At 40.2% G+C, this 25019-nt stretch carries 25 protein-coding genes; 15 read left to right on the plus strand and 10 right to left on the minus strand.

Features of this window, described 5'->3' with window-relative positions:
- Window positions 1-64: 64 nt before the first annotated feature.
- Window positions 65-1327, plus strand: coding sequence for a glutamate-5-semialdehyde dehydrogenase (locus LCL96_RS06695; protein WP_224940641.1), 1263 nt, complete (start codon window positions 65-67; stop codon window positions 1325-1327).
- 52 nt (window positions 1328-1379) lie between these two features.
- Here the strand turns inward: LCL96_RS06695 and LCL96_RS06700 are convergent, their stop codons facing one another.
- The 6 genes from LCL96_RS06700 to LCL96_RS06725 all read right to left on the minus strand — a co-directional run bounded on the left by LCL96_RS06700 (window position 1380) and on the right by LCL96_RS06725 (window position 8466).
- Window positions 1380-2126, minus strand: a complete 747-nt coding sequence (locus LCL96_RS06700; RefSeq protein ID WP_224940642.1) for a PolC-type DNA polymerase III — start codon at window positions 2124-2126, stop codon at window positions 1380-1382.
- A complete protein-coding gene (locus tag LCL96_RS06705) occupies window positions 2126-4042 on the minus strand; it encodes a DUF294 nucleotidyltransferase-like domain-containing protein (RefSeq protein WP_224940643.1) in 1917 nt (638 codons plus the stop codon). The genes LCL96_RS06700 and LCL96_RS06705 overlap by 1 nt, the downstream gene beginning before the upstream one ends.
- Window positions 4043-4165: 123 nt before the next feature.
- Entirely contained in the window at window positions 4166-4702 is a 537-nt protein-coding gene (locus tag LCL96_RS06710) for a D-glycero-alpha-D-manno-heptose-1,7-bisphosphate 7-phosphatase (RefSeq protein ID WP_224941318.1), read from the minus strand.
- Between the two features lie 191 nt (window positions 4703-4893).
- On the minus strand, window positions 4894-6087 hold the full coding sequence (locus tag LCL96_RS06715; RefSeq protein WP_224940644.1) for a class I SAM-dependent rRNA methyltransferase: 1194 nt from the start codon (window positions 6085-6087) through the stop codon (window positions 4894-4896).
- 119 nt (window positions 6088-6206) lie between these two features.
- Window positions 6207-7043 carry an alpha/beta hydrolase gene (locus LCL96_RS06720; protein ID WP_224940645.1) on the minus strand — a complete coding sequence of 279 codons (837 nt, stop codon included), beginning with the start codon at window positions 7041-7043 and terminating at the stop codon, window positions 6207-6209.
- A 190-nt stretch (window positions 7044-7233) separates the two neighbouring features.
- Window positions 7234-8466, minus strand: coding sequence for an aminopeptidase (locus LCL96_RS06725; protein ID WP_224940646.1), 1233 nt, complete (start codon window positions 8464-8466; stop codon window positions 7234-7236).
- A 114-nt stretch (window positions 8467-8580) separates the two neighbouring features.
- Between LCL96_RS06725 and LCL96_RS06730 the strand changes: the two genes are divergently transcribed.
- On the plus strand, window positions 8581-9213 hold the full coding sequence (locus tag LCL96_RS06730; RefSeq protein ID WP_224940647.1) for a DUF421 domain-containing protein: 633 nt from the start codon (window positions 8581-8583) through the stop codon (window positions 9211-9213).
- Window positions 9214-9414: 201 nt separating this feature from the next.
- Here the strand turns inward: LCL96_RS06730 and LCL96_RS06735 are convergent, their stop codons facing one another.
- Window positions 9415-10671 (minus strand): helix-turn-helix transcriptional regulator, encoded by a 1257-nt coding sequence (locus LCL96_RS06735; RefSeq protein WP_224940648.1) that lies wholly within the window; start codon window positions 10669-10671, stop codon window positions 9415-9417.
- A 224-nt stretch (window positions 10672-10895) separates the two neighbouring features.
- Here LCL96_RS06735 and ltaE point away from each other — a divergent pair, with 224 nt between their 5' ends.
- Window positions 10896-11924 (plus strand): low-specificity L-threonine aldolase, encoded by a 1029-nt coding sequence (gene ltaE / locus LCL96_RS06740; protein ID WP_224940649.1) that lies wholly within the window; start codon window positions 10896-10898, stop codon window positions 11922-11924.
- 47 nt (window positions 11925-11971) lie between these two features.
- Here ltaE and LCL96_RS06745 read toward each other — a convergent pair whose 3' ends face one another.
- Window positions 11972-12307 carry a DUF2680 domain-containing protein gene (locus LCL96_RS06745; RefSeq protein ID WP_224940650.1) on the minus strand — a complete coding sequence of 112 codons (336 nt, stop codon included), beginning with the start codon at window positions 12305-12307 and terminating at the stop codon, window positions 11972-11974.
- A 123-nt stretch (window positions 12308-12430) separates the two neighbouring features.
- Between LCL96_RS06745 and LCL96_RS06750 the strand changes: the two genes are divergently transcribed.
- The 12 genes from LCL96_RS06750 to LCL96_RS06805 all read left to right on the plus strand — a co-directional run bounded on the left by LCL96_RS06750 (window position 12431) and on the right by LCL96_RS06805 (window position 22894).
- Window positions 12431-12835, plus strand: a complete 405-nt coding sequence (locus tag LCL96_RS06750; RefSeq protein ID WP_224940651.1) for a sporulation protein — start codon at window positions 12431-12433, stop codon at window positions 12833-12835.
- Window positions 12836-13019: 184 nt separating this feature from the next.
- Complete coding sequence (locus LCL96_RS06755) at window positions 13020-14759, plus strand: carbon starvation protein A (RefSeq protein ID WP_224940652.1); 1740 nt, start codon at window positions 13020-13022, stop codon at window positions 14757-14759.
- Window positions 14760-14831: 72 nt separating this feature from the next.
- On the plus strand, window positions 14832-15089 hold the full coding sequence (locus LCL96_RS06760; protein WP_224941319.1) for a cory-CC-star protein: 258 nt from the start codon (window positions 14832-14834) through the stop codon (window positions 15087-15089).
- 27 nt (window positions 15090-15116) lie between these two features.
- A complete protein-coding gene (locus LCL96_RS06765) occupies window positions 15117-16082 on the plus strand; it encodes an ArsA family ATPase (RefSeq protein ID WP_224940653.1) in 966 nt (321 codons plus the stop codon).
- A gap of 122 nt (window positions 16083-16204) precedes the next feature.
- A complete protein-coding gene (locus tag LCL96_RS06770; RefSeq protein WP_224940654.1) occupies window positions 16205-17458 on the plus strand; it encodes a M24 family metallopeptidase in 1254 nt (417 codons plus the stop codon).
- 557 nt (window positions 17459-18015) lie between these two features.
- Window positions 18016-18276 (plus strand): metal-sensitive transcriptional regulator, encoded by a 261-nt coding sequence (locus tag LCL96_RS06775; RefSeq protein ID WP_224940655.1) that lies wholly within the window; start codon window positions 18016-18018, stop codon window positions 18274-18276.
- Between the two features lie 82 nt (window positions 18277-18358).
- On the plus strand, window positions 18359-18586 hold the full coding sequence (locus LCL96_RS06780; RefSeq protein WP_224940656.1) for a sulfurtransferase TusA family protein: 228 nt from the start codon (window positions 18359-18361) through the stop codon (window positions 18584-18586).
- A 49-nt stretch (window positions 18587-18635) separates the two neighbouring features.
- On the plus strand, window positions 18636-19115 hold the full coding sequence (locus LCL96_RS06785; protein WP_224940657.1) for a DsrE/DsrF/DrsH-like family protein: 480 nt from the start codon (window positions 18636-18638) through the stop codon (window positions 19113-19115).
- A 49-nt stretch (window positions 19116-19164) separates the two neighbouring features.
- The gene (locus LCL96_RS06790; protein ID WP_224940658.1) at window positions 19165-19737 is read left to right on the plus strand and encodes a sulfurtransferase TusA family protein; all 573 of its coding nucleotides are present in this window, start codon (window positions 19165-19167) and stop codon (window positions 19735-19737) included.
- Window positions 19738-19761: 24 nt separating this feature from the next.
- The gene (locus LCL96_RS06795) at window positions 19762-20889 is read left to right on the plus strand and encodes an MBL fold metallo-hydrolase (RefSeq protein ID WP_224940659.1); all 1128 of its coding nucleotides are present in this window, start codon (window positions 19762-19764) and stop codon (window positions 20887-20889) included.
- 75 nt (window positions 20890-20964) lie between these two features.
- Window positions 20965-21741 (plus strand): sulfite exporter TauE/SafE family protein, encoded by a 777-nt coding sequence (locus LCL96_RS06800; protein WP_224940660.1) that lies wholly within the window; start codon window positions 20965-20967, stop codon window positions 21739-21741.
- 232 nt (window positions 21742-21973) lie between these two features.
- Complete coding sequence (locus LCL96_RS06805; protein ID WP_224940661.1) at window positions 21974-22894, plus strand: DUF1002 domain-containing protein; 921 nt, start codon at window positions 21974-21976, stop codon at window positions 22892-22894.
- 37 nt (window positions 22895-22931) lie between these two features.
- Here the strand turns inward: LCL96_RS06805 and LCL96_RS23590 are convergent, their stop codons facing one another.
- Window positions 22932-24335 (minus strand): sensor histidine kinase, encoded by a 1404-nt coding sequence (locus LCL96_RS23590; protein WP_224940662.1) that lies wholly within the window; start codon window positions 24333-24335, stop codon window positions 22932-22934.
- Window positions 24332-25018 carry a response regulator transcription factor gene (locus tag LCL96_RS06815; protein WP_224940663.1) on the minus strand — a complete coding sequence of 229 codons (687 nt, stop codon included), beginning with the start codon at window positions 25016-25018 and terminating at the stop codon, window positions 24332-24334. The genes LCL96_RS23590 and LCL96_RS06815 overlap by 4 nt, the downstream gene beginning before the upstream one ends.
- Between the last annotated feature and the right edge of the window lies 1 nt (window position 25019).

Raw genomic sequence — 25019 nt, forward strand, 5'->3', positions numbered from 1 at the left:
TACTATGATTCATCATTAAAAATGTTTACAAAGAGCGTTGTTTAAAATAATCAGGAGGTATTTGATGACTTTAACTGTAGAAAAAACCGATGTAAAAAAACAAGCCATTCTGGCAAAGAAAGCTTCAAAAACACTCAGTATGTTAACGACTGAACAAAAAAATAAAGCACTTCATACTCTCGCCGATCATCTAGAAGCGAAGTACGAAACGATCTTGAAGGAAAATGAAAAAGATCTTGAAAGAGGAAGAGAAAAAGGTTTTGAAGCAGCGTTTATGGATCGCTTATCACTTTCTAAAGAACGGGTTGAAGACTTTGCAAACGGACTTCGTCAAGTTGCTGAACTGGAAGACCCGACTGGTAAAGTGGTTTCAGATTGGACATTGGAAAATCAGTTGCAAGTCCAAAAAGTGACCGTGCCGCTTGGTGTCATCGGTATGATTTATGAAGCACGTCCAAATGTTACTGTAGATGCTACCGGACTTGCATTAAAATCAGGAAATGCCATCATCCTCAAAGGTGGTTCAAACGCCATCACGTCGAACAAAGCCATTGTCGACGTCATACATGAAGCCTTGGAACAAACAGAGATACCGAAAGATGCCGTACAATTCATTAATACAACAGATCGTGAAGCGACAAATGAACTGTTTACAATGAAAGAACATATTGATGTGTTAATTCCCCGTGGTGGTGGAGCGTTGATCAATGCCGTTGTGAATAATGCTACGGTTCCTGTCCTTGAGACAGGAGTAGGAAACTGTCATATTTATATCGACAAGGAAGCTGAAGTGGACAAGGCATTGAACATCATCATCAATGCGAAAACGGATCGTCCAGCTGTTTGTAATGCGGCTGAAACGGTCATTCTTCATGAAGAATGGTTCAATCAGAATCGGGATGCCTTCGTTGAAAAGCTTAAAACGCATAATGTTTCCATTCATGGAGATGAGAAAGTGGTCGAGGCAATAGCAGGTGCAAAGCTTGCAGGAGAAGAGGACTGGGCAAACGAATATTTAAGTCTTGATATCGCGGTTAAAATTGTGTCTACTTTAAATGAGGCAGTGGAACATATTGAACAATATGGAACCAAACATTCAGAGGCCATCGTGACTGAAAATAAAGATACAGCGAAAACGTTCATGATGCTCGTCGATGCTGCTGCTCTTTATCATAATGCTTCTACACGATTCACAGATGGTGGAGCACTAGGATTTGGTGCTGAAATTGGTATTTCAACTCAGAAACTGCATGCAAGAGGACCGATGGGGCTCCCTGCTTTGACAACAATAAAATATATGATGCATGGAACTGGACAAATTCGATAAAAATATTTACAGAAGCGCATGAGATATTCTCATGCGCTTTTTCAATTTTATCCTAACCCGATTCCTGATTCAGGAATTCATGTAATCCCCGGATTGTGTGAACCTCTTTTTGATAACAAAGCCTCAACAGTCTCTCAAAGATCTCGGCTGTCATGATGGCATCATTTAAAGCGTGATGACGTGTGCGATTTTCTATGTTGAATTTCTTTACAAGTGCATCCAAATAGCAGTCATCTCTATCAAGCAAACTATTAGCCAATGCAAATGAATCGATAAACTCAGGATCGAAAGAGGGGAGTTCCCACTTATATATCCTTTTTTGCAGGAAATTAATATCAAAGCTTGCAGGGTGGGCGACCAGGATCGTCCCTTTGCTGAACTCTAAAAAACGCTCCAGCCCGATTGGCAGCGTTACACCATTTGCAAAGTCTTTTCGCCTTAGCCCAGTAAAACGTTTTGTCTCCCTGGATACCGTTTGAAGAGGATCAATCACCTGATAAAAGGTATCATCTCGTTGCACTTTCCCTTCTTTGATTTTTACAGCACCTATAGAAATGATTTCATCTCCTACCTCTGGGAAAAATCCGGTCGTCTCCAAGTCAAAGATGGTGAAGGTACAATGGAATAAGTGCTTTTTTTGAAGGGTTGGTTTTTCTTCTTCAAATTGTTTAAGGGCACGAGATAATTTATGGTAGGATAGTTTCTCTTTTTCACGTTTGACTTGATATCGAAAGAAAAACTGCTGCCATAAATAATATTTTAGTATCCGGTAGCCTACATTTATGCCTATATCATCCATTAAACCACCCGGTTCCTGTTAAAACTGATTTCCATTACCTGCTGTAGTCGATTGGCTATCTGGATGGATTCTTTTAATTTTTGACGGTCCTCTCTAGAAAGTGTACGAACATCTATATGATTGCTTAAGGGTTTACCTTCACTAAGTTCCATGAGATTTTGTTTTGTCCTTAAGGATAGAAGGATATGCATAGCTGTTTTTACATTTTCCGCATCTCTTGGATGGAATGCCTGCAATTTTTTTAATGCTTGTACCCTTTTTATCGTATTTACTTCTTTTATTCCATACTTGACGGAATGGATACGAATCATATTAACGATTTGTAAGAGTCCCGATTTCTTGATATTAAATAGATGATTTTTTGGTTTTAGATTTACGCGACCCAGTGGACCGACGGGAAGTTTGAAACGTAGGGCATCTTTTCTCAAGAGTTGTTGCATATTAAGCGATCGTTTAGACTTGTCAGCAAGGTAATTCCGGATTTCTTCAGCGATGGAATAATCCCCATATATTGGACGGAAATCATAAAACATCGTGATATTCTGAATTTCTTGAGCATCCATTTCGTGAAGCCACTCATCGATCGCTTTCTTCCAATCCGTGTAGGATCGCTTCCATTTTTGTTCTTTCGCCATGATGCCCCCTGTACATTCCTGGAAGCCGCATGCAGCAAGTTTTTGGTTCAGTTTCTCGGTGAATGCTTGAAAATAGTGATCGACTTTCTTAAGGTCAGATAAGTGATTATAATCATCAAGGATAATCCCATTATCCTGGTCTGTATGGAATCCCTGCTCACTCCGCCCCTGGCTGCCCATCACAATGAAACAATAATTGATTGGAGCAGAACCGAATCCTTCTTGTCTCATTTCCCTTTCACTTAATTGGATGATTTTGCGGTGAAGCCGATCGTTATAATTCGAGATCACTTCGCAAATATCAAATCCGAAGCTGTCTTGTGTCAGAAGGTCCTGTATGAATTGTTGAAAAGTTTCGCTCTTTACTGTAGCAAGCTCAACCAATTCATCATTCGTCACTGCCTTTTGAATCTTATAGGAAAGATCCAGGTAATTCGAATCCTGAATATTGAGGAAAGACGTACTCGTAAGAACTCCGACGACGATATCATTGCGGATGATCGGGACGAAGTCCACTTCTTCATGTTTGAAGTAGGAAAGGGCTTCATATGCGAAGGATTCATCCCGGATCCAGAAGGGTTTTTCCTTCATCCAATCTTTTGCCTTATCAGACATACCAGGGTTGGTTATATAGGAAAGGATTTCGCGTTGAGTAAGGATACCGAGCATTTTTTTATCCGGATTCACCACTACTAACCCGTATGTATCATGTTCTTTCATCTTTTTGGCCGCATCGACAATTGTAGCATCAGCGTCAATGAAAGTAGGGCTATCCATAAGTGTATGAACCTTTGTACGAAATAGATTGATGTTCTCATCGTCGGTTTCTGAGGCGGACTTTACCTTTATTTCATCATATAGGGTTTTCATTCGGTTGCCGATGCTTTCAAAAATGATTTTAGAAAAGTCGTTGTTTTTGGTCATGATCTCCAACAAGTGATCCTTTTGAATGCGGAAAACCGTGCAATCTTCTATTGCCTGCACTGAAAAAGTCATTTGTCCGCTTGTGAGCATGATCATGATTCCAATCAAGTCGCCAGGGTAATAGAAACGGAGTGAATACTGCTTTCCACTCGATCGATGGAGAACATTTTTCGCAAGACCGGAGACGAGAAAGTAAATATCCAGTTCTTCTATCGTTTCATCTTCATGAAAGAGAAATTCACCTTTTTTGAAGGTCGTGTATCTAGAACCGGAAATAATATAATCCAGCTGTTCCGGAGATAGAACATCAAAAGGATAATGATCACGTATAATTTGAAATAATTCCTGCTGATTCATCGAAAACCTCCCGTTCATGCTAGTTCCATAGTACTTTATCATAGATTTCCCCATTTTGAAAACTGTAAAACAACAAGAAAGCCACCTTGCTTAAGGTGGCTCGTGTAGGCGGGTGAGTCGCCATTACATTTTATTATTCTTTACGATGAAATCAGCCGCACTGATCAAGTCAGGAAATAAATAATCGGCGTCATACGTTGAAGAAGTAGGGGCATGAAGGAAAATGGTATTGCAACCAGCTTTCCGCCCGGCTTCTATGTCTACTTCACGATCCCCAACCATATAGGATTCACTCATGTCAATATTATATTTCTCTGCCAAATCAAGAAGCATTCCGGGTTCAGGTTTTCTGCATGTACATCCTGCATCAGGTTTATGGGTACAACAGGAAACTTCCTGAATGATTCCACCTGCTTTTTCAATTTCTTTCACCATATGATCATGTATTGAATGAAGTTCATCGTGGGATAGGTAGCCTAAACCAACACCACCTTGATTTGTTACGACAAATAGAAGGTAGCCAGATTGGGACAATAGCTTGGCAGCTTCCGGAACTCCTTCGAGAAAATGAAACTGATCAGGCCGGTTCACGAATCTAACTCTTTTGGTTTTGACCTCATTGATCACACCATCACGGTCAAGAAAAACTGCTTTTTTCAACATAAATCCCCCTTATTCGTTGTTATTCAACAAGTTGTACAGTTACATGTCGTTTCTTGCGGTTTCCGAGGAAATAATGACAGAGTATTCTGTCATTTATAGGGAGATGGTTATCAAATCATTCATTTCTTCATGTTTAATTCTTGTGGGAAAAGTATAAGGAGGTCCGGAGCTTGTACCGGACCCTACCGTTATAGTTTGCGGATAAAAGCAACTTTTAAATAGTCACTTTGCTTGTATTGACTCAGCGTTTTAAAATCTTCGGGAAGAGTGTATTCTTCTAGGATTTTATATTTTCCATTGGATTCTTTGAAAGCAGTCTCAATGAATCCTTTGAATTTTTTCATATTAAATGTACTGCAGTTAGTGGATGCTACGATCGTTCCGTTCTTCTCGGTGATGGCAATGGCTTCTTTCAATAGGTCCTTATAATCCTTGGCAGCACTGAAAGTATGTTTCTTTGATCGTGCAAAGCTTGGAGGGTCTAATATGACCAAGTCAAATGAAAGTTCTTTTTTTACAGCATATTTGAAGTATTTAAAGACATCTTCAACAATAATATTCTGAGCCTCGTAATCGATTCCGTTGATGCTGAACTGTTCAATGGTTTTACTTAAACTGCGATTTGCCAGGTCCACGCTGGTCGTTTCAATGGCACCTCCAAGTGCAGCGAAAACAGAAAAGGCCCCGGTGTAGGAAAATGTATTTAAAACCCTTTTGTCTTTAGAATACTCGTCACGTATTCTTTTTCGCACTTCACGTTGATCAAGGAATACACCGACCATCGCACCATCATTTAAATAGATCGCGAATTGAACACCATTTTCTTTGACGAGCAGAGGGAATGAAGGACGTGTTCCTTCTACGAAATCATCTTCTTCGACGTATTTTCCTTCTTGGGCGAACCGTTTTTTCTGATAAATGCCTTTGAAATCGGTCAATTCCCGTAACGATGTCATCACTTCTTCATGAAAAGAATAGGCGCCTCTTGAATACCACTGAATGAGATAATATCCATCGAAGTAATCGATGGTCAGGCCTCCGAAACCGTCACCTTCTCCATTGAATACTCTGAATGCGGTCGTATCTTCACTGTAGAAGAAGTGAAGTCGTTGATTGATGGCAGCTTGAATTTTTTTATGTATGAACGCCTGATCGATGTCTTCTTGTTCTTTCCAGCTCAGTAGCCAGCCGATTCCTTTATTTTGAATTCCAAAGTACCCTTTAGCGATAAAGCGGTTATGGGTGTCAACCAGTTTGAGAATATCACCATCTTGTATATTCTGTATCGATGTTGTGACGTTTTCTTTATTTAGAAGCGGAAACCCTTTTTGGAATTGTGATATGTATTTGGGGCTTGCTTTCACGACTATTTCTTTTGTCATTCAACTCATCCTAACCTATTGGTATAGTCTTGTGTAGTATAGAACGTAAAGAAAGTTTACGCAACTGAATAAAAAAAATCCCTCTCGAGAATCAACCGGAAGAGGGAATTAGGTTTCAATCATTTACTCCAAAGGTAGTTTCCTACAAGACGGTCGACTTTTATAGTCTCATGTAAGCCGCTATGGGAAATCGATGGATCGTATACTATTTTGGACTGAAAAGGATTTTTGTCAAAAATGGATTGACTTCCAATGGCACTTTGGACGTTAACCACGTCATCCCCTGAACCGGCGATGGATAATACTTTCACCTCAGTAGGGATTGAGTGACGATTGATATACATTTTCTTCAATGCGTGTGAGTCAGGCTTCAAGTCGATAACGGCTGCACCGGTATTGATTTGATCATATGATTCCTTTGTAACGCCCTGAAAAGGAGTAGCTATTGAAATGAATTTATTGGTTTTAGGTACAAATGAGTTCATACCACTATTTTCTAAATATTGAGTTGATGCAAGACCGCCCATGGAGTGTGCAACGATATTAACATTCGTGACATTAAATTGATGATGCAATAATTTCATGGCGTTTTCAAGCCATATCGCTTGTTTATCCATTGATGCACGATTATCTTCAAATATGACTTGCACAAGGGGAGGCGAAGTAGGATTTTTAGGGATGGTCCCTTTGTAACTGACACTCCCGGAGTCAGACACTGAGATGACCAACGTCTTTTGTCCCCAACCGTGTTGGTTTTCAAAACGATCCAGCATTGATTTAAACGAATTATATGTACCTTTATACCCGTGCACAAAAACAGTGGGGTATTTTTCCTCGGCAGTTAATGGTTTTTCACTGGACTGGACGTTTGTCGTACGGAATATTGTATATAATGTGAAGAAAGCGACGATGATGATGCCGCTCCATAAAATGGACCGTCTACTTTTTTCTGACAAGAATATCGCTCCTTTAAAAAGGTATACCTCTATTGTAATGGATTCGTGAAGTATTGAATATGTTAAAAAAGAAATTTATTTGTCATATTCTATGTAACTTTTTCCATAAATGGTACGTTATTTCTCAATAAGAAAAAGGCTTAAATAGAAATTTAAGCCTTCAACGTTATTCTGCCATATACAACAAATTTTACACCCAGTCACCTGCTCTAAATATCGCTTCAATTGTCCCGTCTGATTTCTCACCGTCAATATCCAACTCTCCAGATCCAATCATAAAATCTACATGAATCATGCTTTCATTGAAGCCTATATCCTGTAACTGTTCAGATGTCATAGACTTTCCATCCTCTACACACACAGTCAACGCTCTCCCCAGTGCTATGTGACATGAAGCATTTTCATCAAAAAGGGTATTATTAAAGATGATATTCGTATTGGAAATAGGGGAATCGTGCGGTACCAATGCGACTTCTCCCAAATAGGATGCCCCTTCATCCGTTTCGAGAAGGTTCTTTAGTGTTTCGTAGCCTTCTTCTGCACTGAAATCGACCACTTTCCCTTCCTTGAAGGTTAATGAAAAATTCTTGATCAACGTACCGCTGTAGTTAAGGGGCTTTGTGCTGGAAACTTTGCCGTTCACACCATATTTAACAGGGATCGAAAATACTTCTTCTGTTGGAAGATTCGGCACAAAAGGAATGCCTTTATCGTTTGTAAACTGTGCACTGATCCATTTTGTCTTAGGGTGAAATTCTATTGTTAGATCTGTACCCGGTCCTTTGTAGTGCAGTTTTTTGTAGTTTCCTTCGTTTAATTGTTTCGCTTTTATATTAAGGTTTGAAATATGAGATTCCCATAGTTCTACGGTTTTCTCCTGATCGGTTCTCGTTGTATAAAAGATATTTTCCCATAGCTTAGAAAATGCTTCTTCCTGAGGAAGCTCAGGGAAAACGGTTTTGGCCCATTCATTCGTAGGAATGGCTGCGATCAACCAGCTAATCTTTCCTCCACCGATATAAGCTGAGAAGTCTTTCATCGCTTCAGCAGAGGTTTTGTTCAACATGGCTACCCGTGTAGGGTCTGTGTCCCTCAATAGGGAGGGATTTGGTGCTGCTAAGTTTAACAACGCTACATTGTTTTCTGCCATTTCAATATATCCCTTTGCCTTCCATGTCGGAAACGCTTTCAATCCGTCTTCGGTTGATCTTTCCAAGCGGATTTTTTTTAGCTCATCATCATAAAAATCAGTTAATACGTTTAATGCCCCCGCCTCGTATGCTTTTTCTGTAACCAGGCGAACAAATTGGTATGAGGTGATTGGTGCTGAAATCATTAGCTCCTGTCCTTTTTGAAGATTCAACCCGACCTCTACGATTAATTCTGCATATCTTTCTAAATTTTTCTCAAATGTTTGATTCATTCATGCTCCCCCTTAAATAGATACTCATCCTTAACTATATCTCTTTTGTCAGAAAATTTCATTGAATATTACTCGTAATTAATCAAAACCTACAATTAAAAAGGATGGTGTGGTATGGATATCAATCTTCTGTGGAAAGCAATCGTTATTGCTATCGGGGGGACATTATTGTTGAGGATTGCGGGAAGAAAGTCGATTTCACAAATGAATATTGCTCAAGTCGTCATTATGATCGGTATCGGATCACTTCTTGTCCAGCCAATCGCAGGGGAAAGTGTCTGGTCTACCTTATTAGTCGGGCTGATGCTCGTCCTCTCTCTGATAGTGATGGAATATGCCCAAGTGAAGATAGACGGGTTAGAGAAATTAATAACCGGAAGATCCAAACTCTTGATTAAGAATGGTGAACTACAGACAGATACGTTAAAGAAACTCAGATTTACTATAGACCAACTTGAGATGAAGTTGAGACAAAATCAAGTGCATTCCATTTCTGATATTGAAGAAGCAACTCTTGAGCCCAGTGGTCAATTGGGGTTTGTCCTTAAGCAGAATAAGCAGCCTGCAACGAAAGAAGAAATACTTCTGTTGAGACAAGAAATGCACGCACTTTTCTTGAGGCCGGTCCAGGGTGCATTCGAGGGGGCTAATAAGGACCTTCAATCTCCAGCTGAAGCATCTAACGATTTGTTCCATGAAGTGAGCTCAGGTTCACATTCCATTGAGCCTCCTGAAGAATTGAAATGAAATCCGAACCAGCCATTTTATGCATAAAAAATTAAAGGACCGTCCAATTTAAAGGACCGTCCTAGAAACATCATAATTTACTTGAGAATGGAGGGAATTCTTCCTCATTTGAGTTGACTACTACAACACCTGCCAGGGCCATTGCCGTAAGGCTGGTAATGATCAATAATTTTTTTAGGCTTTTCATCTTTTTTCACCTCCTTATAAAGTCAGCATTTCTTCATAAATGACATTGGCTTCATTTAGATGGAATGCAGCAAGTTTATATCTTCTAACACCTTGGTAATAATGGCCAAGGGATTTAGAATATTCGGCATATAATAGAGGAGAGCTGTTCTGTTTGAAGTGGGGGAGAGCGTATTCTCTCATAAAGCTCTCAAATCCATCAGGGAAATCGTTCATAGCAAATTGATAATAAGATAATTGATAGAATTTTTCTGGATATTTTTCTTTTGAACATAGCTGCAACCCTTTTGGTAACCAATAACGAACTTCTGAAAATTGATTCAGTTTATAGTGTTCTTTTACAAGGGAGAGAACAGAATAAAGCTTACCTTCATCATCCTCTCCTTTTAGTTCTATACTTTTTAAATAATGCTGGATGGCTTCGCTGCTTTTATTCATAAAGGATTTCAAGTAACCGAGATTTTGTTCGACCTTCGATTGTAAAGAAGTATACTGTATGGACTGAGAAATGAAATTGGCCCATTCATAATGCTTCACGGCTTCCTCGCTATTTCTAATTCTCCTGTAGCAGATTCCCAATAGTAAATGGACCTCTGCACATCTTTTCTGATAATATACTCCCTGGAAGATTGAAAGAGACTTTTCTCCATAGTAAATGGATAATCGATACATGCTCAAACGTGTCAGTACTAAACTAAATAGATAGTATAAATCGGCCCTTTCTTCTTCATTCACAACATTTCCAAGCACATAGTACGTTTCAGCTTCTTTTAGCTCTCCATTGGCTTTTACGAAATCCTCGTTAAGGTAGTAATAGTTTCCTTTATATTTATGATAGTAAAATTTCAAGGTGTCGGTTAGTTCTCTATAGTTCGATTGAATATGCATCATGTGCTTCAGAGCCTCTGAAAGATTGCCCTGAATTAACTTCACCCTGAAGCATAGAATCCTATGAAATAAATGGGTCATTAACTCATCTGTCTGATCGAGTTCCCTTTGTATGAGTTGGTAAATGGCCCCCGCTTCCTCGGATTTATTCCAAAGTAATGCATGATTCCATGATTCCAGTAGCTTATTCAGATGCTCTGGATGATCAAGGATATGGTTTACGCCCAATCGTTCACAAAGCAACTGAATGATATCTTCAGAAGGTGTCACTTGGTTGTTTTCAAGTTTTGAAAGGTAGGATACCGAAATGATCCCTTTTGATAATTCTTCTTGGGTTAAATGGCGTTTAAGTCTATGAAACCGTATTTTTGAACCGATCGTCATGTGATTCTTCTCCTTTGACAGGGCAATGGACTCTGACCAATGGAACAGATTAATAAAATAGTATCATAAATAAAGCTAGAAAGTTTAGAATATTCCTATAATTATAATTTTTTATAGGTACTTGGTTGTATGATTCTTTCAGGAGGACATCATTCTTATCGAAACATTCGCGAAAGTCCTTTGTTATAATAAGTTCATTGAATGATTAGAGGAGGAATCTCACTGTGATTGATTTAAGAAGCGACACAGTAACAAAACCGATAGAAGCTATGAGAAAGGCTGCGTATGAGGCTGAAGTCGGTGATGATGTGTATGGTGAAGACCCGACCGTCCAAAAGCTTGAAGAAGAAGCAGCCGGTATTCTTGGTAAGGAAGAGGCGTTATTCGTCACAAGCGGTACGCAGGGAAACCAAATTGCCGTACTGACCCATACGCGACCGGGAAATGAAATTCTCTTAGAAACCAATTCGCATATTTTCTATTATGAATCAGGTGCCGTTGCAGCTCTGGCAGGTGTTCAAACCCGAACCATCACAGGGGAAAATGGAGAAATGGCCCCAGTAGAGGTAGAAGCTGCTATTCGTACAGAGGATCAGCACTTTCCTGAAACAGGATTGATTTGCTTGGAAAATACACATAACCGTGCGGGAGGTGCAATCGTATCTCCGCAAAATATGCATAGCATCCATACGATTGCCAAGAAACATTCTATTCCAGTGCACGTGGATGGAGCGAGGCTCTTTAATGCGGTTGCTGCAAGTGGTTTAAGTGTCAAAGAATTCACCGTTCATTGTGACACCGTGCAAATATGCCTATCCAAAGGGTTGGGTGCACCGGTAGGTTCGATCATTGCCGGTGACCATAGCTTTATTAAAAGGGCGAGAAAGTGGAGAAAGCGTTTAGGCGGGGGATTGAGGCAAGCAGGTGTGATTGCAGCTCCTGGTTTGGTTGCTTTGACTCAAATGAGAGATCGGTTATCGGAAGATCATGATAAGGCGGAAATCCTTAAGGAAGCCCTTCAATCATGCAAGGGTATTGAGGTGATCAATGGAGTAGATACAAATATCGTCGTGGCCGACGTATCCGGTACCGGAATGACATCTGACCAATTTGTAGATTCGTTAAAAGAGAAAGGGATATTGGCCGTTAGCTTTGGACCTTCTCTGGTTCGATTCACCACTCATTATGATGTGAGCATGAATGACATGAAAAAGGTGTCTAATATACTTGGGGGGAGTTTCAGCAGTAAGTGATAACGGTATAAAAATACGGAAGGGCAGGACGTGCCCTTCCATTTCACTCACTCTTTGCGATCCAATTGTTTTCCATGATGAGGATGGGGGTGCCATCTCATCATATAGCCATTTTCTTTTAGCTTTTGATGTTTGTCTTCCATCATCTTAAGAATTCTATCTCCTTGCTCTTTCGAAAAGACACCATACTCGACATACTTCTTCACAAGTTCTTGTTTTGTTGAGAACATTTGATCATGTAATTTACCAAGCTCAGCTTTTTGTTCTTCTGAAAGATTCACCTTTTGCTGGGGTGCCTGTCCTTCACCTTCTGCAGAAGCCAAAGATCCGAAACCTAGGCTGAGTAGGAAGACAGCAAGTATTGATACCACTATTTTTTTCAATATTTATTCCCTCCTTTCCAAAGATTCCTTCATATTCTTTGCGAAGTATTAGCAGAATATGTAAGAGTGGACGAATCGAAGAGGGAATTGTTAGTATAAACAAGAAAGAGGGGGGCGTAAAAGGTGTTAAATAAATTTTTGTCAAGTATTGGCATTGGCCATGTGAAAGTAGATACCATTGTTCACACTACAGAGATATCCCCGGGCGACCACATTAAAGGTGATGTAGTCCTGAAGGGTGGAATGGCTGATCAACCAATTAATGAGGTACAGTTACTGCTTCTTCATAAGTATGAGGAAGATAAAAAAGATAGTGATTTTTGCTATCATGAAAAAGATTTGGGTACGATTGCCTTAGACAAGATCGGGACGATCAGGGCTGGGGAAGAAAAGCGGATCCCATTTGAGTTCCCTACGAAATCGAATCATCCTAAAACAACTGATACAGATCAAACTATTCTTAGGACGACAGTGGATATACCTCAAGCAGTGGATCCTACAGATGAAGATAGCATTTATGTCCGATGATTCAAAAAAATGAAGGGCCGGTTCCTAGAGGATCTGGCTCTTTTCTTATTTAAGATGGCAGGGATAAAAAGTACAATGTTCTCATTGAAAACCATAAAAACCCAATGTAAAATGAAGGAAGCGCATACATTCTAAAAATTCAGAATTCTAACTGTGTGCATACATTTGAAAAGGGAGGAATTTGATGGGTGGAATATGGTTAGCAGTCATTGGTGGTATCGTGTTTCTGGTAGGATACAAATATTATTCTACACTTATAGCCGAGAGGGTGTACAGGCTCGATCCGAATTATGAGACCCCCGCACACCAGTATAAGGACGGGGTCGATTTTGTACCAACAAATAGATTTGTCCTATGGGGGCACCATTTTACATCGGTTGCCGGTGCGGCACCGATCGTAGGTCCTGCAATCGCGGTATATTGGGGATGGCTTCCTGCTTTTCTTTGGGTAATCTTCGGGACTGTATTTGCAGCTGGTATCCATGATTTTGGCACGCTGGTTCTTTCAGTTCGAAATAAGGGACAATCCGTCGGCACATTAGCGAATAAGCTTATTGGAAAACGGGCAAAAGTACTTTTTCTATGTATCATATTAATTCTTGTATTAATGGTTAATGCAGTATTTGCATGGGTTATAGCTAATTTATTCATTACCTTCCCAGCAAGTGTATTATCTGTCTTTATCCAGATTCCTCTGGCGGTATGGATTGGATATTCCGTATACAAACGCAATGGTAGCATGTTATTGCCTTCAATAGTAGCTCTCGGTGTGATGTATGCTTCGGCTGTCATTGCAAGCAGGGTGGATGTTTTACAAATCGATTTGGTACGTTATTTCGGTGGACAGGATGCAACGTCATTATTTGGTTTAAGTTCAACCAGTATGGCTTTCTTCGTCTGGATTGTCATTTTAATGATATATGTTTACATAGCTTCCATCCTTCCAGTGTGGAAACTGTTGCAGCCACGAGATTATATCAATTCACATCAATTAATTGTCGGTCTTGGTTTACTCTATCTCGGTCTGTTATTTACTAACCCGGAAATCACTGCACCGATGACAAACGGTTCTGCAGACGTATCTTGGTTTCCATTATTGTTTATAACCATTGCCTGTGGTGCCATATCCGGTTTCCATGGACTGGTTTCATCTGGGACATCTTCAAAGCAGTTGAATAAGGAAACGGATGCACGATTTGTAGGGTACCTGGGGGCGGTAGGAGAAGGAGCGCTCGCATTAATTGCCATCATCGCCTGTATTACCTTTTTCCCAAACGTGGCAGAATTCAAAGCAACCTACAGTGGATTTGCCGCAGCAAGCGGAGCAGGATTAGGTGTATTCATTAAAGGAGCGGGGCAACTTGCAACAGGTGTAGGAATCCCTGCTGATATTGCGGCTACGATCGTTTCTGTCATCATCGTAAGCTTTGCTGCAACGACTTTGGATTCCTCTGTGAGGCTCATGAGATATATCATTGCCGAATTGGGAGAGGAATACAAGGTGCAACCACTGACCAATGCCCATGTTGCCACTACGGTTGCGGTTGTATCTAGTGCCGCATTAACGCTTCTGCCGCAGGGTCCTAAAGGATTCGGTTCAGGTGGATATCTTCTCTGGCCTTTGTTTGGGACATCAAATCAGCTGCTTGCGGGCATCAGTTTGCTGCTGATCACCATATGGCTGAAGCGTCAGGGTAGAAATTACTTAGCAACATTGATACCTATGCTGTTCCTTATGTTTATGACACTTTGGGCGATGATTCATCAAGTTGTTTTTGAATGGTCGGGAGCCGGTGAGTCGAGTGGTAATATGCTCCTGTTTATCTTTGGAAGCATCATCCTGATTTTTACTTTGTGGATACTCGTCACCGCGGCATCGTCCCTCTCGAAAAAGGGAGACGATCCTACCCAGTTTACAGTATGACCTTGAAAGGGGCCTCAACATGAGACCCCTTTTGTATTCTATTAAAACGGAGGAATCATAATGGATGTATCAATGAAAGCAAAGTTCAAAAAGATAATCGCACTGTATGATGATATGATACGCCTCCCTCACAAAACGGAAATTGCCAGGGAATTGAGGGATGAGGATGATTTATTTTTATTGCTCCTCTATTCAGACATGCTTGGGATCCCGAATCCTGTCTTCTATTACACCCTGGAGCTTTATCCTTATATCATAGAAAAGTTTCATGATTGGCACTTAAGGATGGGGATGGAACACTCTCCTCTGGACGGTATCAGATGTTGTTAAAGAGAAATAGAAGGAGGGGAGAAAGGTATGAGTGATCTTGTGCAACAGTCCATTCTATTTATAGGAGGGAAAGGAGGAGTTGGGAAATCAACGACAGCATCTGCTTTGGCTGTCATGTTTGCAAAAATGGGAAAGAAGACATTAATTATTTCAACAGATCCCGCACATAATCTCGGTGATATCTTTCATCAGGAAATCAAGGGACATAAGACGCCATTACTGGAAAATTTGTGGGGAATTGAGATTAATCCGGACATGGAAACACGTCAATACATTGATGGAGTAAAAGGGAATCTGAAAGGGATGGTCAAGTCCACAATGGTAAATGAAGTACACCGGCAAATCGACATGGCCGCTACGGCACCAGGTGCGGAAGAGGCAGCATTATTTGATCGTATTGTTTCCATCATTCTTGAAGAAGGGAATGAATTTGACAAAATCATTTTTGACACAGCACCAACCGGCCATACGATTCGACTGTTATCGCTCCCGGAACTTATGGGGGTATGGATGGATGGAATGCTGGAAAGAAGGAAGAAAACAAACAAGAATTACTCTCAACTCTTGAATGATGGAGAGCCGGTTGAAGACCCCATCTATGATGTCCTTCAAAAGCGCCGGGAAAAGTTTTCAAGGGTTAGAGAGGTTCTATTGGATCAAAAAAAGACAGGCTTTATATTTGTACTTATCCCTGAACGGCTCCCGATACTTGAAACAGAAAAAGCGATTGAGTCGATGTGCAGGCATTCACTTGACGTTGGTGGACTGGTTATCAATAAAGTTCTACCCACTCGGGCAGATGGTGAGTTCTTACAAAAGAGAAGAGATCAGGAAAAGGTTTATTTGCGACTGATGAAAGAAAAGTTCACCAAACAATCACTCTATCGGATCCCATTGATGGAAGAAGATATTTGCACTCTTCCTCTTCTTGAAACCTTCGCAGCTTTGCTTAAGAAGGAAATTGTAAAGAGTGAAAGAGTTCGTCAGCTATAGGGAAATACATAGTATGAATGACCATTGTATATTCTTCAATGGTCATTTTATATTTTATGAAGGGGAAATGTGGGTTTTTGTCGAAAATGTAGTGAAACAATCAATGGAGGGAAGTGGTTCCAATGAAAAATGAGAAGAAGACTATCCCCGCCATTCTTCCATTAAAGAAAAGGGAAGAAACTCAAAATCGTTGGTTATTTCATCGGCTTAATACACTTTTGCCTTCACTAATGGCAAAGCACGATGTCAACATGTGGATAGTGGTTGGAAGGGAATATAATGAAGATCCCGTCCTAAAGAGTCTATACCCAGCATCGATCGACAGTTCGAGGAGATTGACAATCCTGGTATTTCATTTAGACAATGGTAAGCATCTCAAAAGATGGGTCCTGCACCCAAACCCAAATTTCGAACCGTTTTATGAACGGGTCTGGAACCCAGAAGAGTGCGATCAATGGGAATGTCTGAAAAGGCTTGTGGAAGAACAAAACCCTGACACCATAGCTTTGAATTATTCCTCGACGTTTGCTGTTGCAGATGGGTTGAGTCACTCCTATTTCCAGCATGTAAGCATGTTATTGGACGAGCATTCACATAAATTCATGTCAGCACAACATGTGATAGTAGATTGGCTATCGATTAGAACCTCCAAGGAATTAGTGGCATACCCATCTATAGCCGAGCTTGGAAGGACCATTGCGGAAGAAGCATTATCAAGAGCGGTGATTCATCCAGGGATCACGACTACGGAAGATGTAGTCGATTGGATACGTCAGCGCGTTTTAGACGAAGGGATGGAAACATCCTTTTACCCTACAGTCGATTTGCAAAGAAAAGGATCGGACATGGATCGCTTAGAAGGAGAGATCATCCGTTTTGGAGATATCATACATTTAGATTTTGGCATTCGCTACCTTGGACTTACTACGGATGCCCAGCAGCTGGCATACGTACTCTATCCAGGTGAGGAGGATGCGCCGGAAGGACTTCAGTCTGCTTTCCAAACAGCTTTAAGGTTTGAGGACATCATAACCGAGGAAATGAAAATTGGAAGAACAGGAAATGAAGTATTTTACCGGGCAATGAAAAAGGCAAAAGGAGAAGAAATTGAGGCGATGCTCTATTCTCATCCATTAGGGAATCACTGTCATGAAGCGGGAGCATTAATAGGCTTATATGATCAACAAGGGGATATCCCCATCAGAGGTGACCTTCCTTTAACGGCGAATAGCTGCTATGCGATGGAATTCAATATTAAACAATACATTCCCGAATGGAATCAAATCATCCCCATTTATTTGGAGGAGCCTGTTGCCTTCATTCAAGATCGACTGGAGTATATGGCTAAAAGGCAGACCTCATTTTATTTAATTTAGTTGACCTTCTTGTTATTAGCCTAAAAGACGGATCACAGAGATTGTGTGATCCGTCTTTTTTTATGTAAAGAAAGCATTGTTTCGGAGGGGTAACAGTGTGTGCTTATCTAAAGAAAATTCGACAGAAGGGATCAATTAATCGAAATTAGGATTAATAAAATGAAAAAGGGGAGTAATAATTCTGGAATGGGATGAATAATTTGAAAACCGTGCCGAATAAAATGAAATTAGGATTAATTCTCTCTTCTAAAGTAGAACGTAAGATAGGGGTCCACTCCCTACCTGCTCCCAAGAGTCACATACCATACTGACACTTCCACGTTTGTACTGAAACAGTCATACTTAGACGGTTGATTCTCGCTGCAGGTGCTCGACTACTGCGGGAAAGCGAGCACCTGCAGCGGATATCAACCACCTTTCGCTTGTTCAAAAGCAACCATGTTTACGAAAAACAACTTTAATTTAAAAATAATTAAATACCCCCTTGACTATATACCTTGCAGGGTATATCATTATGAATGTAGCAAGAAAACAATAAACCAACAGGAGGTGTCTTGATGGAATACAATGCACAAATTAAAAATCGAATCAAACGTGTTGAAGGGCAGCTCCGGGGAATTGTAAGGATGATGGAGCAGGGGGAAGATTGTAAGGATGTCATCACTCAACTTTCCGCAGCCAAAACAGCTCTTGACCGTTCCGTAGGTTTAATTGTCAGTATGAATCTTGTTGAGTGTGTAAGGGATTCCCAAGAAACGGGTGAAAGCACAGAAGAGCTCGTTAAAGAGGCAGTAAATTTATTAGTAAAGAGTCGATAAGAAAAAGAGTTGACATCTTTTTTTATATCAATTAATATACCCTTATAGGTATAAGAAAACACATTATTAGGAGGAAATTCACATGAACGCAGATAAAGTTTTAGATGCAAAAGGTTTAGCTTGTCCAATGCCAATCGTGAAAACGAGAAAGGCCATTAAAGAAATCGAAACAGGTCAGATATTAGAGGTTCAAACGACGGATAAAGGGGCAAAAAGTGACCTTACAGCATGGGCAAAATCAACAGGACATGAATTAATGGATTCCAATGAAGAAAATGATGTATTCACATTCTGGATCAAAAAAGGATAATTTTTTTTGAGGGGAGATATACCCCTAGTAGTAATTAGGAGGAGATACAATGTCAGAAACAAAAACAACGAATATTATACTTTTTAGCGGAGATTACGATAAAGCGATGGCCGCATATATCATCGCGAACGGTGCAGCTGCATATGATCATGAGGTTACGATCTTCCACACATTCTGGGGATTGAATGCTTTAAGAAAAGAAGAGTTGGTACCAGTGAAAAAAGGATTTATGGAGAAAATGTTTGGGAAAATGATGCCACGTGGAGCAGATAAAATGGGATTATCCAACATGAACTTCATGGGAATGGGCCCTAAAATGATCAAAGGAGTCATGAAGAAACATAATGCCATGCCTTTACCTGATCTAATTGATATGGCACGGGAACAGGATGTTAAATTAGTTGCATGTACGATGACGATGGATCTGTTGGGGTTACACAAAGACGAATTATTAGAAGAAATCGAATATGCAGGTGTAGCGGCGTATCTAGCAGATGCCGAAGACGGAAACGTTAATTTATTTATCTAAATTTTTTTTGTGAGAAAATATACCCTACGAGGTAATTGGAGGTCGTTTTATGAACAGTATCGAATCAAATATCGTGTTAGACGCAAAAGGACTCGCTTGTCCAATGCCGATTGTGAAAACTAAAAAGGCCCTGAAAGACATGGAAGCCGGGCATGTAATTGAAATCCAGGCAACAGATAAGGGGTCTAAAGCAGATCTTCAAGCTTGGGCAAAGAGTTCCGGACATGATTATTTAGGGACGATTGAAGAAGGAGATGTCCTGAAGCATTTCCTCCGAAAATCAAGTGGTGAAGAGGCTGTTGAGCGTAAACACGAAGTTGTGACAGACAATGGAACTTTAGAAAGTAAATTAGGCGATGAAAATGTCGTTATTCTCGATGTCCGTGAAAAAGCGGAATATGCGTTCAAACATATACCAGGTTCTATCTCAATGCCTCTTGGTGATTTAGAGACTCGGGTAGATGAATTGAATAAAGACAAAGACATTTATGTCGTCTGCCGCACAGGAAACAGAAGTGATATGGCAGCCCAAATGCTTTCAGAAAAAGGGTTTGCAAATGTAATCAATGTTGTTCCTGGAATGAGCGAATGGACTGGGAAAGTAACATCCGAAATTAAATAATTCATATTTTTAGGAGGCATATAAATGGCTGTGAAACCGATGAATACTAAAGAAATAGCACAAAAAGTAATGAACAAAGAAGAATTATTCATCTTAGATGTCCGTAATGTGGATGCATTTGAAGATTGGAAAATTGAAGGAGAAAAATTCGATTACTTGAATATTCCTTATTTCGATCTTTTAGATGGTGTTGAAGAAATTCTCGTTCAACTTCCGGAGGATAAAGATATTGTTGTTGTTTGTGCGAAAGAAGGTTCTTCCGTTATGGTAGCCGAAATGCTGTCTGAAGAAGGAAAGGATGTTTCTTATCTTGAAGGCGGAATGAAGGCCTGGAGTGAGCATCTTGAGCCTGTTAAAGTAGGTGACTTATCAAATGGCGGTGAGCTTTATCAATTCGTCCGTCTAGGCAAAGGTTGTCTATCGTATATGGTTGTATCCAATGGAGAAGCTGCGATTGTGGACGCAACACGTATGGCGGATGTATTCATTGAGTTCGCAAAAGAAAAAGAAGCTACGATCACAAACGTTTTTGATACTCATCTGCATGCCGATCATATTTCGGGAGGACGTACCATTGCAGCAGCAACAGGTGCAACCTACTGGTTACCACCTAAAGATGCTGATGAGGTGACATTTGAATATGCTGCACTTGAAGATGGAAATAAAGTTGTTATCGGAAATACAACCATCGAGATTGCGGCTCTATATTCACCGGGACACACGATTGGTTCTACATCTTTCGTAGTCGATGAGAAATTCTTATTATCAGGAGATATTTTATTCGTCGATAGTATCGGTCGTCCTGATCTTGCCGGAAAAGCGGAAGATTGGGTAGGGGACTTGAGAGAAAGTTTATACAAACGTTATAAAGACCTATCTATGGAGCTTACTGTCTTACCGGCTCACTTTATGATTATTGAAGAATTAAACGAAGACGGTTCTGTAGGGGAAAAGCTAGGAACACTATTTGCCAAGAACCACGGTTTAAACATTGAGAGTGAAGAAGAATTCAGAAAGCTTGTTTCTGAAAATCTGCCTCCACAACCAAATGCGTATCAGGAAATCCGTGAAACAAACATGGGGAAAGTCACTCCGGATGAAGAGAAGCAACGCGAGATGGAAATCGGACCAAACCGTTGTGCTGTACGATAAAAACGAATTTGAATAATGTCCTGATGGGAACCAGCTTGAGCCGGTTCCCATTTCACTAGAATAGGAGGGTTCACAATGGATTTGGCCTTTATTATTACAATCTTTCTAATCGGCTTTGTCGGTTCTTATATTTCTGGAATGGTTGGTATTGGAGGAAGTATCATTAAATATCCGATGCTCTTGTATATTCCACCTTTATTGGGAGTAGCTACATTTTCTGCCCATGAGGTATCAGGTATTAGCGCTGTCCAAGTGTTCTTTGCAACACTCGGAGGAGTATGGGCTTACCGAAAAGGAGGCTATCTCAATAAAACGCTCATTGCCTATATGGGGATAAGCATTTTAATCGGTAGTTTTGTTGGTGGGTACGGCTCTAAATTTATGAGTGAAGCGGGAATAAACATCGTATATGGAATATTGGCACTCATTGCTGCCGTAATGATGTTCATTCCGAAAAAAGGTATAGACGATATAAAGCTTGAAGATGTGTCGTTTAATAAATGGCTCGCTGCCACACTTGCCCTTATCGTCGGGGTCGGTGCAGGTATCGTCGGGGCGGCAGGAGCATTCCTATTAGTTCCAATCATGCTTGTCGTCCTTAAAATACCGACAAGAATGACGATTGCTTCCTCTCTTGCCATAACATTAATTTCTTCCATCGGATCAACAGTAGGAAAGATCTCCACTGGGCAAGTAGACTACCTGCCTGCCATGATCATGGTAGTAGCCAGTCTGATTGCCTCTCCACTTGGAGCAATGGCAGGAAAGAAAATGAATACTAAGATTCTCCAGATGATTTTAGCTCTGTTAATTTTAGGAACAGCGATTAAAATCTGGGTAGATATTTTATAAATGATTGCTTGGTTCTACAACTCATGCACCTTCAAAGAGCAAGAGAAGGTGCATGAGTGTAAGGGCTGAGCTATTTTTGTATTCTTACAGAAATCTACTTGTAACTTTCCTTGGGTCTGTTTCGTCTATATAATAGAAAAAAATAAGACTCTAGATGGATGAATACATTTCATTGTACAAGTACAATGGAGGCGTTCGATGATTTATCCATTTTAAAAAAGGGAGAATGAACATGAAAAAGCTTATTGGTATTGTCTTACTATGTTCACTAATGGTAAGCGGAATCCAGCCTGCATCTGCTGCAGATAATGATAAAGCAAGCATAAATGAAAAATTCGGACTACCTATCGTTGTATATGGAGAAACGCTTACCAACGAGCAGAAAAATGAAGTTCAGAAGCAATTCGGTATGGACGAGGGAACAGAAGTGGAAGAGTTTACAGCAACAGGTGAAGACCTTGTGAAATATATTGAAGGTGAGAACCGTAACGCGAGAATGTTTTCTTCTGCCATGATTACCCGTAAAGAAAAAGGGGAAGGATTAAAAGTCAACATTGTGACACCTGAGAATATTACGGAAGTCACAAATTCGATGTATTCCAATGCCCTGTTAACAGCGGGCGTGGAAAATGCGGTGGTCGATGTCGCTTCACCTGTAAAGGTCAGTGGTCATTCTGCACTGGTGGGAATATACAAGGCCTATGATGTGAGTGGAGAAAAGCTTGATACCGTTCGGATGGAAGTAGCCAACGAAGAGCTATCCGTAGCAACTGAATTAGCCAAAGAAGCAGGCATCGACAAAGAAGAGGTTAGTAATCTATTAACTGAAATCAAAAAGGAAATTGCAAAACAAGATCCAGCAACGAAAGAGGAAGTGGAGAAAATCGTTGAAGATAAACTCCAAACTCTGAACATTGAGTTAAGTCCCGAGGATCGTCAGCTTCTGATTGATCTCTTTGAAAAGATGAGATCACTTGATATTGACTTCGACCATGTTCAACAACAACTGGATGATTTAACAAAGGATATTCAAACAACGATTAAAGAAATAGTGAATGATGAAGGATTCGGGCAAAAAGTATCTGATTTCTTTTCCGGTTTGTTAGAGGCAATCGCAAATTTCTTTAAATCCATCAAAAATTTATTTGGATAATATTACAAAAAGCCTGAGTCTCTTGAGACTCAGGCTTTTATAATTCAAGCAATGGAAACGATAGATAAACTGTCGTTCCTTTTCTTTCTTCGCTTTCAATGGCTAAGGAACCTTTATGCTTATGCATGATTTCCTTGGCGATGGATAAACCAAGGCCATATCCTCCGGTGCCTCTTGTCCTGGAGAGGTCCGATCTGTAGAATCTTTCTCCAATCTGTGATATGGAGTCTTTTGGTATTCCGATTCCTGCATCTTGAATCTTGACTACAGCCTTACCATCTTCTTCATAAGAATGAATGGAAATGGAGCTTCCTTCAGATGAGTATTTCAAAGCATTGTCCAGGATATTATAAAATACCTGCATCACACGGTTGGGATCTCCATTTATGATGGACTCCTCGTTTAAGGTATGATGGATGTCCATATGTTTCAATTCTGCCTGGGGTTGAATCAGTGTTAGAGAGTCCATGATGAATTGAGAGAGTACCATCGGTTCGACATCAAGTGAAAAGGATGAATCTTCTAATTTGTTCAGTTCAAGGAGTTCCGTTATTAATTTCTGCATACGAATCGATTCTTTTTGAATTAGCTGCAAGCTTTTTTCTATTTCTTCAGGTGTTGTTTGAACTCTGTCAGTCAATGCTTTCGCATAACCGCCGATGTACGTAAGTGGGGTCCGTAACTCATGAGCGACATTGGAAAGAAATTGTCTTTTTCGATCTTCTTGGTGTTGCAGGGAGTCAACCATGCTGTTAAAGGTTATGGCAAGCTCAGCCATTTCATCATTCGTGGTGACCTTTAAACGTTCTGTGAAGTCCCCACCCGCTACTTTATTTGAGAATCTCTGCATCTCCCTGACAGGCTTGAACAAGGAGCCTAGGGAAGATTGAATGATTAGAAACAGAAGAAAATAAAACATGACTCCCGCCAATACTAGAATGGGGATTCCTTTACTGAATACTTCTGTCATTTCAGCCAATGGGATATATATGAACAAATATCCCATTAAATGATCTTCATTCATCAGTGGAAAGATGGCCCCTATCACATTCCGATTGAACTCGTCTACATAACCTTCTTTCATGACATGATTCCCTTTAGCCAATTCTTTTACATCTGTGCTATTGATGAGTGGCTTTTGGTCAATAAGAAAAGGGAAATTCTTCCCTAAATCATCAAGGTTTTCAACTACTGAAACTTCATAGGGAGAGATGACGTTATACCAAAGAATCTTGTCTTTCACATTTCCGCTGACATCGCCATAATGATAGTGAGCAGCCGTTCTCTGTCCTTGATATAGCAAAGATTCCTTTACGGTTCCTATATATAAATCTTTGTAAAGGAAATGAATGAAAAGAAATGAAAACAGGATCGTCAAAAATAAGCTGCTCAATAAAAGAATCGAAACTTTTTTATTCAGAGTGAGGTTACTGTTTTTCACATGGATTCCTCAAATTTATACCCTAGTCCCCATACGGTTTCAATTACATGACCGTATTCTTTCAATTTCAGCCTTAAGGTTTTGATATGAGTATCAACTGTGCGATCGCTGCCTTCATAATCATTTCCCCATACCTGATCAAGTAATTGATCCCTTTTATACACTCTCCCGTGGTTACGGGCAAGGAATAAGAATAGTTCGTATTCCTTTAATGTCAATCGTGGTGAAAGTTCACCGACGGAAACGGTCCTTGAAGCTAAATTGAAGGATACTGAACCATATTTTTCGACCATGGAACGCTGGTTCGTTTGAATTCCATACGACCTTCTAAGAATGGTTTCAATGCGCGCGATAAGTTCTTCGGCGTTGAAAGGCTTGACCATATAATCATCGCTTCCAAGTTTAAGTCCTTTCACCTTGTCCAGGTCATCCCCTTTAGCAGAAAGAAAAATGAACGGGATTTGACTTTTTCTTCTTACCTCTTCCAGCAATTGAAATCCGTCCATAAACGGCATCATAATATCCACAACCATAAGATCCACATGTGTTTTATTTAGTTGATCAAGAGCGGATAATCCGTTTTCAGCCTCTATACAGAAATAATGTTCCCTGTTCAAGTACAGCTTGATCAACTGTCTCATTTCCGGTTCATCATCTACTATAAGTACATTCCATTTTTTCATG

It is taken from the genome of Rossellomorea aquimaris, assembly GCF_020172085.1.
Classification (GTDB): Bacteria; Bacillota; Bacilli; order Bacillales; family Bacillaceae_B; genus Rossellomorea; species Rossellomorea aquimaris_E.

Bases quoted from the DNA above. Each gene is read 5' to 3' on its own strand.
- LCL96_RS06705 (WP_224940643.1), bottom strand. From the start codon at position 4,042: ATGAATCAGCAGGAATTATTTCAAATTATACGTGATCATTATCCTTTT.
- LCL96_RS06775 (WP_224940655.1), top strand. From the start codon at position 18,016: ATGGAATACAATGCACAAATTAAAAATCGAATCAAACGTGTTGAAGGG.
- LCL96_RS06815 (WP_224940663.1), bottom strand. From the start codon at position 25,018: ATGAAAAAATGGAATGTACTTATAGTAGATGATGAACCGGAAATGAGA.
- LCL96_RS06695 (WP_224940641.1), top strand. From the start codon at position 65: ATGACTTTAACTGTAGAAAAAACCGATGTAAAAAAACAAGCCATTCTG.
- LCL96_RS06805 (WP_224940661.1), top strand. From the start codon at position 21,974: ATGAAAAAGCTTATTGGTATTGTCTTACTATGTTCACTAATGGTAAGC.
- LCL96_RS06785 (WP_224940657.1), top strand. From the start codon at position 18,636: ATGTCAGAAACAAAAACAACGAATATTATACTTTTTAGCGGAGATTAC.
- LCL96_RS06715 (WP_224940644.1), bottom strand. From the start codon at position 6,087: ATGACAAAAGAAATAGTCGTGAAAGCAAGCCCCAAATACATATCACAA.
- LCL96_RS06760 (WP_224941319.1), top strand. From the start codon at position 14,832: ATGAAAGCAAAGTTCAAAAAGATAATCGCACTGTATGATGATATGATA.
- LCL96_RS06780 (WP_224940656.1), top strand. From the start codon at position 18,359: ATGAACGCAGATAAAGTTTTAGATGCAAAAGGTTTAGCTTGTCCAATG.
- LCL96_RS06770 (WP_224940654.1), top strand. From the start codon at position 16,205: ATGAAAAATGAGAAGAAGACTATCCCCGCCATTCTTCCATTAAAGAAA.
- LCL96_RS06700 (WP_224940642.1), bottom strand. From the start codon at position 2,126: ATGGATGATATAGGCATAAATGTAGGCTACCGGATACTAAAATATTAT.
- LCL96_RS06735 (WP_224940648.1), bottom strand. From the start codon at position 10,671: ATGACGATCGGTTCAAAAATACGGTTTCATAGACTTAAACGCCATTTA.
- LCL96_RS06765 (WP_224940653.1), top strand. From the start codon at position 15,117: ATGAGTGATCTTGTGCAACAGTCCATTCTATTTATAGGAGGGAAAGGA.
- LCL96_RS06755 (WP_224940652.1), top strand. From the start codon at position 13,020: ATGGGTGGAATATGGTTAGCAGTCATTGGTGGTATCGTGTTTCTGGTA.
- LCL96_RS06730 (WP_224940647.1), top strand. From the start codon at position 8,581: ATGGATATCAATCTTCTGTGGAAAGCAATCGTTATTGCTATCGGGGGG.
- LCL96_RS06725 (WP_224940646.1), bottom strand. From the start codon at position 8,466: ATGAATCAAACATTTGAGAAAAATTTAGAAAGATATGCAGAATTAATC.
- LCL96_RS06790 (WP_224940658.1), top strand. From the start codon at position 19,165: ATGAACAGTATCGAATCAAATATCGTGTTAGACGCAAAAGGACTCGCT.
- LCL96_RS06795 (WP_224940659.1), top strand. From the start codon at position 19,762: ATGGCTGTGAAACCGATGAATACTAAAGAAATAGCACAAAAAGTAATG.
- LCL96_RS06800 (WP_224940660.1), top strand. From the start codon at position 20,965: ATGGATTTGGCCTTTATTATTACAATCTTTCTAATCGGCTTTGTCGGT.